Annotated in this window: 14 protein-coding genes; 11 read left to right on the top strand and 3 right to left on the bottom strand. The window is 67.7% G+C overall.

Translation table 11 applies throughout. The annotated features are described in order from the left end of the window. The first annotated feature begins 7 nt into the window (after window positions 1–7). Window positions 8–1,582 carry a ribonuclease Y gene (rny, locus tag ACZK4S_RS07200; RefSeq protein WP_076058420.1) on the top strand — a complete coding sequence of 525 codons (1,575 nt, stop codon included), beginning with the start codon at window positions 8–10 and terminating at the stop codon, window positions 1,580–1,582. On the opposite strand, the gene ACZK4S_RS07205 is transcribed toward rny, so the two are convergent. Next, window positions 1,583–2,467: an aldose 1-epimerase family protein gene (locus ACZK4S_RS07205; protein WP_158069021.1), complete on the bottom strand. Its 885-nt coding sequence runs from the start codon at window positions 2,465–2,467 to the stop codon at window positions 1,583–1,585. A 33-nt stretch (window positions 2,468–2,500) separates the two neighbouring features. Between ACZK4S_RS07205 and miaB the strand changes: the two genes are divergently transcribed. Beyond that, window positions 2,501–3,994: a tRNA (N6-isopentenyl adenosine(37)-C2)-methylthiotransferase MiaB gene (miaB, locus tag ACZK4S_RS07210; protein ID WP_076058422.1), complete on the top strand. Its 1,494-nt coding sequence runs from the start codon at window positions 2,501–2,503 to the stop codon at window positions 3,992–3,994. Here the strand turns inward: miaB and ACZK4S_RS07215 are convergent, their stop codons facing one another. Next, a complete protein-coding gene (locus tag ACZK4S_RS07215) occupies window positions 3,995–4,219 on the bottom strand; it encodes an antitoxin (protein ID WP_076058423.1) in 225 nt (74 codons plus the stop codon). An 84-nt stretch (window positions 4,220–4,303) separates the two neighbouring features. Between ACZK4S_RS07215 and miaA the strand changes: the two genes are divergently transcribed. The 4 genes from miaA to ACZK4S_RS07235 all read left to right on the top strand — a co-directional run bounded on the left by miaA (window position 4,304) and on the right by ACZK4S_RS07235 (window position 9,528). Continuing rightward, window positions 4,304–5,221 (top strand): tRNA (adenosine(37)-N6)-dimethylallyltransferase MiaA, encoded by a 918-nt coding sequence (gene miaA / locus ACZK4S_RS07220; RefSeq protein WP_459397854.1) that lies wholly within the window; start codon window positions 4,304–4,306, stop codon window positions 5,219–5,221. Window positions 5,222–5,237: 16 nt separating this feature from the next. Further along, a complete protein-coding gene (dapF, locus tag ACZK4S_RS07225; RefSeq protein WP_076058424.1) occupies window positions 5,238–6,053 on the top strand; it encodes a diaminopimelate epimerase in 816 nt (271 codons plus the stop codon). A gap of 63 nt (window positions 6,054–6,116) precedes the next feature. Further along, window positions 6,117–7,541, top strand: coding sequence for a GTPase HflX (gene hflX, locus ACZK4S_RS07230; protein ID WP_463643852.1), 1,425 nt, complete (start codon window positions 6,117–6,119; stop codon window positions 7,539–7,541). A 67-nt stretch (window positions 7,542–7,608) separates the two neighbouring features. Further along, window positions 7,609–9,528 carry an ATP-dependent DNA helicase gene (locus ACZK4S_RS07235; RefSeq protein WP_463644131.1) on the top strand — a complete coding sequence of 640 codons (1,920 nt, stop codon included), beginning with the start codon at window positions 7,609–7,611 and terminating at the stop codon, window positions 9,526–9,528. Between the two features lie 12 nt (window positions 9,529–9,540). Here ACZK4S_RS07235 and lexA read toward each other — a convergent pair whose 3' ends face one another. Then, the gene (gene lexA / locus ACZK4S_RS07240) at window positions 9,541–10,278 is read right to left on the bottom strand and encodes a transcriptional repressor LexA (protein WP_463643853.1); all 738 of its coding nucleotides are present in this window, start codon (window positions 10,276–10,278) and stop codon (window positions 9,541–9,543) included. Window positions 10,279–10,487: 209 nt separating this feature from the next. Between lexA and ACZK4S_RS07245 the strand changes: the two genes are divergently transcribed. The 5 genes from ACZK4S_RS07245 (at window position 10,488) to ACZK4S_RS07265 (ending at window position 16,104) form a co-directional block, all read left to right on the top strand. Beyond that, window positions 10,488–10,826: a hypothetical protein gene (locus ACZK4S_RS07245; RefSeq protein ID WP_076058427.1), complete on the top strand. Its 339-nt coding sequence runs from the start codon at window positions 10,488–10,490 to the stop codon at window positions 10,824–10,826. A gap of 206 nt (window positions 10,827–11,032) precedes the next feature. Further along, the gene (gene nrdR / locus ACZK4S_RS07250; protein ID WP_076058428.1) at window positions 11,033–11,551 is read left to right on the top strand and encodes a transcriptional regulator NrdR; all 519 of its coding nucleotides are present in this window, start codon (window positions 11,033–11,035) and stop codon (window positions 11,549–11,551) included. A gap of 59 nt (window positions 11,552–11,610) precedes the next feature. Next, a complete protein-coding gene (locus ACZK4S_RS07255) occupies window positions 11,611–14,445 on the top strand; it encodes a vitamin B12-dependent ribonucleotide reductase (protein ID WP_463643854.1) in 2,835 nt (944 codons plus the stop codon). Window positions 14,446–14,644: 199 nt separating this feature from the next. Next, entirely contained in the window at window positions 14,645–15,310 is a 666-nt protein-coding gene (locus tag ACZK4S_RS07260; RefSeq protein ID WP_076058430.1) for a response regulator transcription factor, read from the top strand. After that, entirely contained in the window at window positions 15,307–16,104 is a 798-nt protein-coding gene (locus ACZK4S_RS07265) for a sulfurtransferase (protein ID WP_463643855.1), read from the top strand. The genes ACZK4S_RS07260 and ACZK4S_RS07265 overlap by 4 nt, the downstream gene beginning before the upstream one ends. Window positions 16,105–16,183: the final 79 nt, after the last annotated feature.

Here is a 16,183-nt window from a genome sequence, read left to right on the forward strand (position 1 = left end):
AGGCGCCGTGCCCGAGCTCGGTTGGATCATTGCAGTGGCCGCGTTGGTCGGGCTCATCGTGTTGGGCCTCCTCCTGCGGCGCCGGACGGCCGAAGCCATCGCGGAGCGCCTCACCTGGGAACGCCGGTCCAAGGATGATGTGGCCTCTGTGCGGGCCACCGCCCAGGCGGCGGCCAGCGCCGTCGAGGAACGCGCCCGCGAAGCCTTGGAGGACGCCGAGCGACGTCGAGGCGAGATGGAAGCCGTGCTCGCCGGGCAACGCCAGGAGTTGCGCGAGACGAGGGCGGCACAGGAACGTCGTGAATCCCGCCTCCACGAACGCGAGGACCGCCTCTCCGCTGAGGCCGAGGGACTCGTCGCCCGCGCGGAGAGGCTCGATGCCCAGCGCATCCAGCTGCGTGAGCAGCGGGAGGAACTCCAGGCGCAGGAGGAGCGGCTGGCCCTCGAACTCGAACGCGTCGCCCGGTTGTCGGTCGAGGAGGCCCGCAAGGAGGTCCTTGCAGCAGCAGAGAAGCAGGCCAAACTGACCGCCACCTCCATCGCCCGCGACATCGAGGCGACGGCGAAGCGCGAAGCGGACCAGATCGCCCGCCGCGTCATCACCACCGCCATCCAGCGGGTCGCCTCAGAACAGACGTCGGAGTCCGTGGTGAGCACGGTGGACCTGCCCAGCGACGACATGAAGGGCCGCATCATCGGCCGCGAAGGGCGCAACATCCGTGCCTTCGAACAGATCACGGGGGTCAACGTCCTCATCGACGACACCCCCGAATCCGTCCTGCTCAGCAGCTTCGACCCGGTGCGCCGCGAAACCGCGCGCCTCACGCTCGTCGACCTCATCGCCGATGGGCGGATCCATCCGGCCCGCATCGAAGAGGTGCACGAGCGCAGCCTGCGCCGCATCAACGACCGCGTGCTGCGCGCCGGCGAGGACGCGTTGGCGGAGGTGGGCATCGTGGACCTGCACCCGGACCTGGTGCCCATCGTCGGGGCACTGGCCTTCCGCACCTCCTATGGGCAGAACGTCTTGCGCCACCTCGTCGAGTGCGCGCACCTCGCCGGCGTGATGGCAGCGGAGCTGGGCCTCAACGTGACGGTGTGCAAGCGGGCCGCCTTCCTGCACGACATCGGCAAGGCGCTCACCCATGAGGTGGAGGGTCCGCACGCCATCATCGGGGCGGAGTTGCTGCGCAAGTACGGCGAGCACGAGGACATCGCTCATGCGGTGGAGGCACACCACAACGAGGTCGAGCCGCGCACCGTTGAAGCGGTGCTCACGCAGGCAGCAGACGCCATCTCCGGCTCCCGCCCGGGTGCCCGGCGTGAATCGCTCGAAGCGTACGTGGAGCGGATGGAGAACCTCGAGCACATCGCCACGAAGCACGAAGGTGTGGTGCGCGCCTACGCCATGCAGGCCGGGCGCGAGGTTCGCGTCATGGTCTCACCGGACCATATCGACGACGCGGGGGCGCACGCGCTGGCCCGCGACATCGCCGCAGAGGTCGAGAAGACGCTGAGTTACCCGGGACAGATCCGGATCACCGTGGTGCGGGAGTCCCGCGCCACGGAGACCGCCCACTGATTAGTTCTCGACGGCGTCCACCCGGATGCCCCAGCGCGACGACGTCTCGGCGCCGGGCTGCAACACGATGAGCGATTCGTGGGTGGGGCCTTCGTTGAACGCGTCGGCGGCGCAGGTCATGGGCTCCACGGCGATCGCATTGCGCGTCGGCGGCACGTAGATCTGGCACCACGGAAGCGTCGCGTCGGCCCACATGGCAATCGTGCGGGTGCCGTCGGCCACCGTCAGTTCCCACGGGCCCTCGTCGATCCGGAACGCGCTGTCGAACTCCGTGCTGCCGATCTCCCGGGGCTCCCGGAAGTCGTGCTCAGCGGTCACGTCGGTCAGTTCCACGGGGAGCAGCCGGTCGTCGACGGCCAGTTCATAGGGGAACGGCGAGGTGAGCACGGCGGTGGTGTCGACGGCCAGGTACGGGTGGGTGCCGTAGCCGTAGGGGAGCGCCTTCTGCCCCGCATTGCGCGCCGTCACCGTGACGGTGAGCCCGCCGTCGTCCAGCGCGTGACTGATCTCGACCTCCAGCACGCCGTCCCATCCGGTCTGCGGGTAGATGACGGTGGTCAGCACCACCTCGTCAGGGTCGTGGCTCACGAGCCGCCACGCGTGGTCAGAGCCCAGGCCGTGGATGGCGTTGTTCCGCGGCACCTCGCTGATCGGGAGCTGCTGATCCACACCGTTGAACGTGTAGCGGCCGTCGCGGATGCGGTTCGGCCACGGCACCAGCTGGCGTCCCATGGAGGAACTGGGCGACCCGTCCTCAGGGAACGTGTGCAGCAACTCCACGCCGTCGCGGGTGAGGCTGCGCAGCGTCGAGCCCACCTCGGTCACGACCGCGGTGTACGGCCCGGACTCGATGAGGAATTGTTGGCCGGTAGGCAGGATGTTCATGTCTCGAACCCTAATGGGTAACATGGTCGGGCTATGACTGATCCGCGCACATATCACGTCATCACCTACGGGTGTCAGATGAACGTCCACGACTCCGAACGCATCAGCGGCCTGCTCGAAGAGGCCGGGATGCACCGCGCCGCGCCGGGCAACGACGCGCTGGGCGCCGGTGCCGACGTCGTGGTCTTCAACACGTGCGCCGTGCGCGAGAACGCCGACAACCGCCTCTACGGCAACCTCGGCCACATGGCCAGCATCAAAGCCGTCCACCCCGGGCTGCAGATCGCCGTGGGCGGCTGCATGGCGCAGAAGGACCGCGACACCATCCTGAAGAAGGCGCCGTGGGTGGACGTCGTCTTCGGTACGCACAACGTCGGTTCCCTCCCCAGGCTGCTGGAGCGGGCCCGGGTGGAGCGCGAGGCGCAGATCGAGATCAAGGAAGCCCTCGAGACGTTCCCCAGCAACCTCCCGACGCGCCGCGAATCGCCCTACTCGGCCTGGGTGTCGGTCTCCGTGGGCTGTAACAACACCTGCACCTTCTGCATCGTGCCGGCCCTGCGCGGCAAGGAGACCGACCGCCGCCCGGGCGACATCCTCGGCGAGATCGAGATGCTGGTCAGCCAGGGCGTCCAGGAGATCACCCTGCTCGGGCAGAACGTCAATGCCTACGGCGTGGAATTCGGCGACAGGCAGGCCTTCGCGAAATTGCTGCGGGCCTGCGGCACCGTCGAGGGCCTGGAGCGCGTGCGCTTCACCTCACCCCACCCCAAGGACTTCACCGACGACGTGATCGAGGCCATGGCCGAGACCCACAACGTGATGCCCCAGCTCCACATGCCGCTGCAGTCCGGCTCGGACAGGATCCTCAAGTCGATGCGCCGCTCCTACCGGGCGGAGCGCTACCTGGGCATCCTCGACCGGGTGAGGACGGCCATGCCGCACGCCGCCATCACCACCGACATCATCGTGGGATTCCCCGGCGAGACCGAAGAGGACTTCCAGGCGACGATGGACGTCGTGCGTCGCTCGCGGTTCTCCGCCGCGTTCACCTTCCAGTACTCCATCCGCCCCGGCACCCCTGCGGCCACCATGCCTGACCAGGTGCCGAAGGAGATCGTGCAGGAGCGCTACCTGCGCCTCGTCGACCTGGTCAACGACCTGGCCTGGGAGGAGAACAAGACGTTCGCCGGCCAGGAGATCGAGGTCATGTTCGCCACCGGTGAGGGCCGCAAGGATGCCGAGACCCACCGCATGAGCGGCCGGGCGCGGGACAACCGCCTGGTCCACGTGGCGGTCCCGGAGGACCCGGCGCTGCGGCCCCGGCCGGGCGACATCGCCACGGTGTCGATCACGCATGCGGCGCCGCACCACCTGAACTCGGACCTCCTGCCCACCAACCTCAGGCGTACCCGCGGAGGGGACGCGTGGGAGGCGGCGCAGGGAGGCGCCAGGCCGGCGGGCGTCGGGCTGGGCATGCCCACGTTGGAGAAGCCCGCGCCACTGCCCGCCGCCACCGGCTGCAACTGATCAGGGCTGGTCGGCTGGGCGCCTGGGCTGGTCGGCCGGGCGCCTGGGCTGGTCGCCCGTGAGCTTGTCGAGCTGGTCGTTGCCGAAGTCCTGCGCCTTGTCCACGTGACCGGCGTACTTGCCGTCGGTCTTGTCGTCGACGAAGTCGCCGACACGCTCGATGCCCTCCTCGATCTGCGTCTCGTGCTGCTTGGCCAGGTCATCGAGGTTGTCGAAGAGTCCCATGTCATGTCCTTCGGGTGGTGGGGTGAGGTCCCCATCATGCACACCCCGGAGACCCGCGCGTCAGGCTTTTGGCAGACTGGGGGCGTGTCCCTTCCCTTGATCGTTCTCGTCGGCCCGACGGCCACAGGCAAATCAGGCCTCGCCGTCGATCTCGCGCTGGCGTTGGCAGAGCGCGGGCATCCCGCCGAAGTGGTCAACGCAGACTCGATGCTCGTCTACCGGGGGATGGACATCGGCACGGCCAAACCCACCGTCGAGGAGCGGCGGGAGGTGCCCCATCACCTCATCGACATCGCGGAGGTCACCGAACGGGCGTCGGTGGCAGACTTCCAGCGGCTCGCCCGCGCCACGATCGCCGACCTCCGCGCCAGGGGGGTCATCCCGATCCTGGTGGGTGGCTCGGCGCTCTACACCCGTGCGATCACCGACCGCTTCGAGTTCCCGGCTTCCGACGTGGACGTCCGGGCCCGCTGGGAGCAGGAACTCGACCGGGTCGGGCCGTACGCGCTGCACAGTCGGCTCGCCGAACTGGCGCCTGAGTCGGCGGCCGCCATCGAGCCCGCCAACGGCCGCCGCATCGTCCGGGCCCTCGAGGTTCTCGAACTGACGGGGGGCCATGCCCCTGTCATCCCCGAATGGACCTACGAACTGGAGGACGTGCACCAGTTCGGGCTGAACCTGGACCGGGCGGAGCTGGACCGGCGGATCGACCTGCGCGTCGAACAGATGTGGGAACAGGGCCTCGTGGAGGAGGTCTCGGCCCTCCTGGAGCGCGGCCTGCGCGACGGCGTCACAGCGATCCGTGCGATCGGCTACCGACAGGTGGTCGCCTTCCTCGACGGCGAACTCACCGAAGCGGAGGCCCGCGCCGAGGTGCAGCGGGCCACCAGACGGTTCTTCCGGCGCCAACTGGGTTGGTACCGGCGCGATCCCCGCATCACGTGGCTGGACGCAACCTCCCCTGCCGCGGTCCAAAGCGTGCTCACAGGGATAGACTTGTGAAACTCAGGAGGGCGTGATGCGTCGGTTCAGTTTCCACAAGGGTCACGGCACCCGCAACGACTTCATCATCCTGGATGACTCCTACGGCATGCACGAGATGCATCCCGACTTCATCCAGATGGTCTGTGACCGGCACAGCGGCATCGGCGCCGACGGCGTGATCCGCGTGGTCCGGGCGTCGAGCATCCGCGGCTGGGAGGGCGACAGCTCGCTCTGGTTCATGGACTACTACAACGCCGACGGATCCATCGCCGAGATGTGCGGCAACGGGTTGCGCGTGTTCGCCCGCCACCTGATCAACGAGCAACTGGTGGACAACGGCGAGTTCGACGTCGCCACCCGGGCGGGTCTCCGTCGGGTGGAAGTGGCCAGGCACGGCCTGATCCGCACCACCATGGGGGACGCGACCGTGTCCGACGAGGACGTCACCGTCCGGCTCGGCGGGCGCGAGTGGCCGGCGATGAAGGTGGATGTCGGCAACCCCCACGCCGTGGTGTTCCTTCGGAACGAGGACCTCGACTCCCTCAACCTGCACGATGCCCCCACGTGGGAACCCGCCGCCGCCTTCCCCGAGGGCGTCAACGTCGAGTTCGTCCGGGTCGACGAGCCGGGCAAGCTGTCCATGCGCGTCTTCGAGCGAGGCGTGGGGGAGACACAGAGCTGCGGCACCGGAGTCGTGGCCACCGCAGCTGCCTATCGCAAGCGCGCCCAGCATGACGGCAGCGTCGACGTGACGGTCCCGGGCGGCGACCTCACGGTCGATTTCGCCGGCGACGCGGCCCGCCTGACCGGGCCTGCGGTGATCATCGGGCGCGGGGAATTCTGGATCTGACTTATCCACAGCCCGTGCCCGTCCCTTGGTTGTCAGGCGCTGGGCTGGAAGAATGAGCAGACGATGACTAATTCTGACGACGACCTGCTCGGCTACGACGACGACGAGCAGGAGCCTGACTACGACGGCGAACAGGAAGACCTGGCCGCCCGCCATTCGCTGCGCCGCGTCGCCGGCCTGCGCACCGAACTCGAGGACATCACCGAGGTCGAGTACCGCGAACTGCGGCTGGAGCGCGTGGTGCTGGTCAGCGTCTGGACCACCGGTTCCCAGGAAGACGCCGACAACGCGATGGACGAGCTCAAGCTGCTGGCGGAGACCGCCGGCTCAGAGGTGCTCGACGCGCTGGTCCAGCGTCGCTCCCACCCGGACCCGGCAACCTACATCGGCCGCGGCAAGGTGCTGGAGGTCGCTGAGGTGGTGCGCGCCACTGGCGCAGACACCGTCATCTGCGACGGCGAGCTCGAACCCGCGCAGCTGCGAAACCTCGAAGACCGGATCAAGGTCAAGGTGGTGGACCGCACAGCACTGATCCTCGACATCTTCGCCCAGCACGCCAAGAGCGCCGAAGGTAAGGCCCAGGTCGAACTGGCCCAGCTGCAGTACCTCAAGCAGCGCCTCCGCGGCTGGGGCGGCAACCTGTCGCGCCAGGCGGGTGGCCGCGTCGCCGGCGGTGCAGGTATCGGTGGCCGAGGCCCCGGTGAGACCCGCATCGAGACAGACCGCCGCCGCATCCACACCCGGATCTCGCAGTTGCGCCGCAAGCTCCGCGAAATGGACGCCACCCGGGAATCCAAGCGGGCGGAGCGGCGTCGTCACCAGGTGCCTTCGGTGGCCATCGTCGGGTACACCAACGCCGGCAAGTCGTCGTTGCTCAACCGGCTCACGGGGGCGGGGGTGCTGGTGGAGAACGCATTGTTCGCCACCCTGGACCCCACCACCCGTCGCTCGGAGACCGACGACGGCCGCGTGTTCACCCTCACTGACACCGTCGGCTTCGTCCGCCACCTCCCGCACGACCTCGTCGAGGCGTTCCGCTCCACCTTGGAGGAGTCGGCCCAGGCGGATCTGTTGCTCCACGTGGTGGACGCGGCAGACCCGGATCCCGAGGGGCAGATCAGGGCCGTCCGCACCGTGTTGTCGGAGATCGGCGCAGCCTCGGTGCCGGAGCTGCTGGTCCTCAACAAGGCGGACGTCGCGGATGCCGCCAGTATCATGGCGTTGCGCGCCAAGCACCCGGAAGCCGTCGTCATCTCGGCGCGGACGGGCCGCGGCCTTGAGGCGCTGCGAGAGGCGCTCGAGGAGCGGCTCCCGCGTCCGGAGGTCGCGCTCACCGCTCTGGTGCCCTACAACCGCGGAGACCTGGTGGACAAGGTCCACAAGACGGCCGTGATCGATTCGCTCGAACACACCGGCGACGGCACGCTGATCAGCGCGCGGGTGCGCCCTGATCTTGCCGATGAGCTGGCCGAGTTCGTCCGTGACTGATCACGTAGCCATTCTGGCGGCTGCGGTCGGCGACATCGGGGGCGAGGCGCGCCCCGGTCAGCAGGCCATGGCAGACGCAGTGGCGGCGGCGTTCGAGGATGACACCCACCTCCTCGTGCAGGCGGGGACAGGTACCGGCAAGTCGCTCGGCTATCTCGCACCCGCGCTCGCCCGGAGCGTGAACACCGGCGAGGTCGTCGTCGTGGCCACGGCAACCCTGGCGCTCCAGGCCCAACTGGCGACCAAGGACATCCCCACGGCGCTCGACGCCGTGGAGGAGGTCACGGGCCAGCGGCCCAAGGCGGCCATCCTGAAGGGCCGCACCAACTACGCCTGCCTCTACCGGGCCCGTCAGGGATCAGACCTGGACCAGGATTCCCTGATCGGCGCCTCAGCCATGGCGGAGGCAGCGGCCAAGTCGAAGGCCGACGATGTGAGCAGGCTCGGCGCCGAGGTGCTGGCGCTGCGCGGGTGGATCGAGGGCCAGACGGAGAGCGGCGGCCTGGCAGACCGCGACGACGCGCCCACCCACACCGCCCGCGGCTGGTCGCAGGTGTCCATCCCCACGAGGGAGTGTCTGGGGGTGTCGGCCTGCCCGTTCGGGGCGGAGTGCTTCGTCGAGAAGTCCCGTGAAGTCGCCCGCGAGGCGGACCTCATCGTCACGAACCATGCGCTGCTGGCCATCAACGCCATGCACGGCGGCACAGCGCTGCCGGAACACGCAGCGCTCGTCGTGGATGAGGCCCACGAACTGGTCAGCCGGATCACGACGGCGGCGACGGATGAGCTGACCCCCGGCATCGTGGATCGCGCCGCCCGGCGGGCACTCGCCTGGCTCGACGATGACCTCGGCGTGGATTTCCTCGACCAGGTGGACACGTTGCGCGAGGCCCTGGACGAATCAGAACTCACCCGCATCACGGAGTCCTCCGCGCCACTGCCGTACGCTGCGGCAGCGCTGCGCGACGTGTCCCGTCGTGTGGTGAGCGCGCTCGGCAAGGTGACCGACGACCCGGACCGTCAACAGGCCACGTCCTCGGTCAGGGAGATCTTCGACATCGCGGAGCGCATCGCCGCTCTGAAACCCCAGGACGTCGTCTGGGTGACAGAGTCCGACATCATGGGGCGCGCCGCGTACGTGGCGCCGCTCAACGTGTCGGGCCTCCTCAGGGACCAGGTCTTCGGCCAAGGGCCAACCGTGCTGACCTCTGCCACGCTCACGTTGGGCGGGGCGTTCGAACCCGCTGCGGGCGCCGTCGGGCTGCGCGCGGCAGACCGGCTTGAGGCCGAGGGCGAGGGGGACAACGAGTTCGCGTGGCGCGGCATCGACGTCGGCTCGCCGTTCGACTACCGCACACAGGGCATCCTGTACGTGGCCCGCCGGCTGCCGCCGCCGGGCCGTGACGGGATGCACGAAAAGACCCTCGCGGAGATCGCGCAGCTGGTCTGGGCGGCGGAGGGCAGGGCGCTGGGGCTGTTCGCTTCACGCAGGGCGGCTGACCAGGCCGCCGACTACTGCAGGCGGGAACTACCGGACCTGACCATCCTGGCGCAGGGCGACGCCCAACTGTCGGAGCTCACCAGACGCTTCCTCGACGAGCCCACCACCGCCCTGTTCGGCACCATGTCGCTGTGGCAGGGCGTCGACGTCCCCGGAGAGTCGTGCCAGCTCGTCATCATCGACAAGATCCCGTTCCCGAGGCCGGACGACCCGCTGATGCAGGCCAGGAAGAAGGCGGTCGACGACGCGGGGGGCAACGGTTTCATGAGTGTGGCCGCCACCCATGCCGCACTGCTCCTGGCCCAGGGGGCCGGGAGGCTGATCCGGCGCTCCGAGGACAGGGGAGTGGTGGCCATGCTCGACCCACGGTTGGCCACCGCGCGGTACGGATCCTTCCTCACCGCGTCGTTACCGGATTTCTGGGCCACCACGGATGGCGATGTGGCAGTGTCGGCACTCCGCCGCCTCCGCGGCGACGTTGAGTGACCTACCGCAGAATCACACCTTGCGGAGCAGCGCCACGACCTTGCCCATGATGCTGGCGTGCGTTCCGTCGATGGGGGAGTAGCGCTCGTTGTGCGGCAGCAGCCACACCTTGCCCTGCTGCAGCTTGTAGGTCTTGACGGTGGCCTCGTCGTCGAGCAGCGCGGCGACGATGTCGCCGTTGGTGGCGTCCTTCTGTTGGCGTACCACCACCCAGTCACCGTCGCAGATGGCCGCATCGATCATGGAGTCGCCCTTGACCTCCAGGAGGAAGAGCTGGCCGTCGCCGACGATCTGCTTCGGCAGCGCGAACACGTCCTCGATGTGCTCCTCGGCCAGAATCGGCCCTCCGGCCGCGATCCGGCCCAACACGGGGGCGGCAACCGCCGAGGGACGCGCATCCCATCCCTGCGCCGAATCCAGTTCCTCGGGGAGCTTGGGCACGTCCGGCAGGGTCAGCACGACGGCACGCGGCCGGTTCGGGTCGCGGCGGATGAGGCCCTTCTGCTCCAGCATGCGCAACTGGTAGGTCACCGATGACGTCGACGCCAGCCCGGCCCTGTCCGCCACTTCGCGGATGCTGGGCGGGTAGCCCAGGTCCTCGATGGCGTCCTTGATCACGTGCACCAGCGCCAGTTGCCTGCGGGATAGCCCGTAATCCGGTCCGTCGGGAATGGGGAAGCCTGCGAGCTGTGCCTCGATCTCTGCGTTGCTCGGGCGGCCACGGCGCGGGCGGTTCGTCTTGTCAGCCATGGCCCCATGGTAGCCATTAGCTGGAACACCTGTTCGAAATGCGCAGGCGTGTCGATGGTCGACGAATTTTGTCAGAGGGGACGTGTTGAGTGGTTCACGTCACGAAATTCCGTGGCACACACCACGCTTCGAACGAATGTTTGAATCTGATCCGCACATGGGGTAGCGTTTCAATCGAACACTTGTTCTAGGAATGAAAGAGGTCAGCCATGACCACGTCGAGCGCAGTTCGCTTCCAGATCGTCGGCACGCCCGGTCGTCGGGTCGTCACCGTGTCCCCGGCCGGCCGCCCTGATCTCCATCTGCCCCGCCTCAGTCCTGCCCGCCCGGTGGGCCCCGGCCGCACGGGCGCTGCTGCCTCGTGCCGCGTCGTGAGCCCGGAGCGCCGTTCCCCGTGGCTCGCGGTCAAGGTCGCGGTGGTGTCGCTGTTGGCACTGGCCGGCGGCGCCGTCTCCGCCGCTCAGTTGGTGGACGGCTTCGTGTCGCCGGATCCGGCGGTGGCATACGTCGCCGGTGACCCCGCATGGGCCCACGTCACGCAGCCCTGAATCCTCTTGTCGGACACGCCGAATTCCCCTCGGCGTGTCTCTTGCCTTCGTGATGGGCCGCGCCTAGTGTGATCCCTACATCTAGTGGTTGCACTGATGTGATTCCCCTACAAGTTGTGATTCGAACGTGATTCGCCACTTGTGAGGAACCGCTCCCGTGTGGCACTGTTGTCCACTCGCTCCATCGCTCGAGGAAGGCCCGCACAGTGCACTGCCCGTTCTGCCGCCACTGCGACACCAAGGTGTCGGATTCGCGCGCGACCGACGACGGCTCCGCCATCAGGCGCCGTCGCATGTGCCCCATGTGCGAGCGCAAGTTCACCACGATCGAACAGATCATCCTGACGGTGGTGAAGCGGTCCGGCGTCGTCGAATCGTTCAGCCGCGAGAAGGTCATGCGCGGCGTATCGAAGGCCTGTAAGGGCCGTCCCGTCACACCGGCGCAGTTGGCCGCTCTCGCCCAGCGTGTGGAGGAGTCCCTCCGGGCCTCCGGCCAGGCGGAGATCCCTTCGGAACAGATCGGCGTGGCCATCCTCGGCCCACTGGAGGAACTCGACTCCGTCGCTTACCTCCGCTTCGCCAGCGTCTACAAGAACTACGAGTCGGTCGACGATTTCCAACGCGAGATCGACGCCCTGCGCCTCAGCGCAACCACCAGGAAGCCGGCACCCGAGGGCGGAGCTGCCTTCCAGCAGCTCACCGCCCAAGAGCCGCTCCTCGGCTGAGCAACACATCAGCTTCACATCGAATCAAACGCAGCAAGAGAATCAGAGGGGTTTTGACCATGACAGCGACCGCAGCGCGGGCCTCCCGCCGCAAGTCCTCGGACACAGAGGCCAAGGGTCTCGTCATCGACCGCGTCTTCACCAAGCCGGGCGTGCATCCGTACGACGAAGTTGAGTGGGACCGCCGCGACGTGGTGCAGACGAACTGGCGAACCGGTGAGACCGTCTTCGAGCAGCACGGCGTGGAGTTCCCGTCGTCCTGGAGCGTCAACGCCTCCACCATCGTCACCACGAAGTACTTCCGTGGCGCCGTCGGCACCCCCGAGCGGGAAGACTCGCTGCGCACCCTCATCGACCGGGTGGTGACGAGCTACGTCAAGGCCGGCGCCGACTACGGCTACTTCGCCACGGACGCCGACGCGGAGATCTTCGGCCACGAACTCACGTGGATGCTGCTCAACCAGTACTTCTCCTTCAACTCGCCCGTGTGGTTCAACGTCGGCACCCCCTCGCCGCAGCAGGTCAGCGCCTGCTTCATCCTCTCGGTCGACGACTCCATGGAGTCCATCCTCAACTGGTACCGGGAAGAGGGCTTCATCTTCAAGGGCGGCTCCGGCGCCGGTCTCAACCTCTCCCGCATCCGTTCGTCCAAGGAACTCCTGAGCTCCGGCGGCACCGCCTCCGGCCCGGTGTCCTTCATGCGCGGCGCCGACGCGTCGGCCGGCACCATCAAGTCCGGCGGCGCCACCCGTAGGGCCGCCAAGATGGTCGTGCTCGACGTGGACCACCCGGACATCGTGGAGTTCATCGAGACCAAGGCGCGCGAAGAGGACAAGATCCGCGCCCTGCGTGACGCCGGGTTCGACATGGACCTCGGCGGCAAGGACATCACCTCGGTGCAGTACCAGAACGCCAACAACTCCGTCCGCGTGAGCGACGAGTTCATGACCGCCGTCGAGGACGGTGGCACCTTCGGGCTGCGGTCCCGCAGCGACGGGTCCGTGATCGAGGAGGTCGACGCGAACGACCTGTTCCAGAAGATGGCGAAGGCGGCCTGGGAGTGTGCGGATCCCGGGATCCAGTACAACGACACCATCAATGACTGGCACACCAACCCGGTGACCGGCCCCATCACGGCGTCGAACCCCTGCTCCGAGTACATGAGCCTCGACAACTCGTCGTGCAACCTGGCCTCGCTCAACCTGCTGAAGTTCCTCAAGCCCGACGGCACCTTCGACGCGGAGACGTTCGTCAAGGCGGTCGAGCTGATCATCACCGCGATGGACATCTCGATCTGTTTCGCGGATTTCCCCACCGAGTCCATCGGCGAGACCACCCGCAACTTCCGCCAGCTGGGCATCGGCTATGCCAACCTGGGCGCACTGCTGATGGCCATGGGCAAGGGTTATGACACGGATGGTGGGCGCTCCACCGCCGCCGCGATCACGTCGGTCATGACGGGCACCTCGTACCGCCGCTCGGCTGAGTTGGCCGCCGTCGTCGGCCCGTACAACGGCTACGCCGTCAACGCGGAGGCCCACCAGCGCGTGATGCGCAAGCACCAGGCCGCCAACGACGACCTGCGCGTGCTGGCAGACGACCGCCAGCTGCATGCCGTCGCCACCCGTGAGTGGGACCACGTGGTCTCGTTGGGCGCCAAGAACGGCTTCCGCAACGCGCAGGCCTCCGTGCTGGCGCCCACCGGCACCATCGGCTTCATGATGGACTGCGACACCACCGGCGTCGAGCCGGACTTCTCGCTCGTGAAGTTCAAGAAGCTTGTCGGCGGCGGTTCGATGCAGATCGTCAACCAGACGGTCCCGCGCGCGCTCAAGCGCCTCGGCTACAAGTCGGAGGACATCGACGCCATCGTCGAGTTCATCGGCACCCACGGTCACGTGATCGGGGCTCCCGGTCTGGCCGCCGAGCACTACGAGGTCTTCGACACCGCCATGGGGACCCGGGCCATCAGGCCCATGGGTCACGTGCGCATGATGGCTGCTGTACAGCCCTTCCTCTCCGGCGCCATCTCCAAGACGGTCAACCTTCCGGAGGACGCCACTGTTGAGGAGATCGCGGACGTCTACCTGCAGGGCTGGAAGCTCGGTCTCAAGGCGCTCGCGGTCTACCGCGACAACTGCAAGGTCGGCCAGCCACTCTCCGACGGCAAGAAGAAGACCGTCGACGAGGCGAAGGAAGCCCCGCAGCCCGAGGTGCGCATCGAGTACCGTCCGAAGCGCCGCCGTCTGCCCAAGTCGCGTGCTTCGCGCACCACGAGTTTCTCTGTGAGCGGTGCCGAGGGCTACATGACGTCGGGTGCCTACGACGACGGCCGCCTCGGCGAGGTGTTCCTCAAGCTCGGCAAGCAGGGCTCCACGCTGTCCGGCGTGATGGACGCGTTCTCCATCGCGGTGTCGATCGGCCTGCAGTACGGCGTGCCGCTGGAGAGCTTCGTGCAGAAGTTCACCAACCTGAAGTTCGAGCCCGCCGGCATGACGGACGACCCAGACATCCGGATCGCCCAGTCCTTCATGGACTACATCTTCCGCCGCCTGGCCCTGGACTACCTCACGTTCGACGACCGCGCCGAGCTCGGCATCTACACCGCCGGTGAGCGCGCCCGCTACGTCGAGACCGGCAGCTACCTGTCGGAGGAGGACGAGGCCCGGATGCCCGAGGCCGAGCAGCTCCGCAACGACGAGTTCGACGACTTCAACGTGGACGGCGCCCGTCAGCCTTCGCTGATCGACGCGCACACCACGGCGGAGTTGATGGAGGCTATGGGCGTCGCCGCCGTCGACGCGCCGCTGTGCATGACCTGCGGCACCAAGATGCGCCCGTCGGGCAGCTGCTACGTCTGCGAGGGCTGCGGCTCCACCAGCGGTTGCAGCTGACCAACACGATGCTGACCCCAGGGCTGCCCCGGACACGTCCGGGGCGGCCCTGTCCGCGTGTGGGTCGGGCTTAGGCTGGTCCCTGTGAGGGCAGCCGGACCCCCCGCTTCACCCTTTGGGATGAGGTTACAATGGTAGTCAGCGCGATTTTCTCGGCGTTTACCGCCTTTTGCACAGTCTGCTGCGTATATTGACCCTCGTGACTGACAAGCGACTGCGTATCGCAATCCTCAACGACTATGAAGTGGTCGTGCATGGCCTCCGTAGCATGCTCGCGCCCTACGAGGATCGGGTCGAGATCGTCGACATGGGTCCCCGTGCACACGTGGAGGAACCGGTGGATGTCACCCTCTACGACACGTTCAGCCAGAACCACGAAGATGACCCCGACATTCAGGCCCTGATCGGCACGCGGGGGACGGGGGCGTTGGTGATCTACACCTGGACCATGCACCCCGACCTCGCGGCGCAGGCCGTCGCCAGAGGGTGCCGGGGGTACCTCGACAAGTCGATGTCCGCCGCCCAGCTGGTGGAGTCGCTCGAGGCCATCGCTCGAGGTGAAGTGGTGATCTCAGAGCCGGCCGCGGACCACGACGGGCACACCCTCACCTCGCCTGAGGACCTTGCCTGGCCGGGGGCCCACTTCGGCCTCACGGCGCGGGAATCGGAGGTCCTGGCGCTCATCACCCGCGGCCTGACCAACCAGGACATCGCGAGCCGCAGCTACCTGAGCATCAACTCGGTGAAGTCCTACATCCGCTCCGCCTATCGCAAGATCGGCGTCGAACGGCGTTCCCAGGCGGTGCGGTGGGGGCTGGAGAACGGAATGTTGCCAGACTTCAGCCACGTTACGCTGGACGGGTGATTCCTCCAGTAGTCGACCTGGCCTGGCTCCAGGCCCATCCCCACGTGGTGCTCGCGGATGTGCGGCACTACCTCGACGGTCGCTCCGGCGCCCGGGCCTATGAGCACGGGCATCTTCCCGGCGCCGTCCATGTCCCGATGGACGAGGTGCTGGCGGATCCCCCCACGGCTGAGTTTGGTCGCCATCCGCTGCCCACCCCGCAGCGCTTCGCCGACGGGCTCGCCGCCGTCGGGATCGGCGACGACTCCACCGTCGTGGCCTATGACGACGCGGGGGGCTCGATGGCCGGACGCCTTGTGTGGCTCCTGCGCATGCTGGGCCGCGACGCAGCCCTGCTCGACGGCGGAATGACCGCCTATGACGGGGAACTCACCACGGTGGTCCCTGACCCGGCTCCTGCCACCTTCACCGTCACGCCGTGGCCGGACGAGGCGCTGGCCACCATCGAGGAGGCCGCGCGCGGGTCCATCGTCATCGATGCCCGTGGCGCTGAGCGTTTCCGTGGCGAGACCGAGCCGATCGACGCGAAGGCCGGACACATTCCCGGTGCGCGTAGCTTTCCGCTCACGGACAACCTCACGGAGGATGGCCACTTCCTGAGCCCGGTGGAGTTGCGCGAACGCTTCCGCGGGATCGACGATGCGGCGAAGACCATCTCCTATTGCGGGTCCGGCATCACCGCCTGTCACAACCTCATTGCGATGGAGTACGCGGGACTCGGACGGGGCCGCCTCTACCCGGGTTCATGGTCGCAGTACAGCGGCACCGAGAGGCCCGTCGCCGTCGGGGAGTGAGCAATCGCGCAGAGTGGACGGCGCGTCTGCACGCAACGTGCGGAACCGCTCACGTGGGTGCCAGACTCGTCTCTGACCT

Source organism: Tessaracoccus zhenghani (assembly GCF_055326325.1).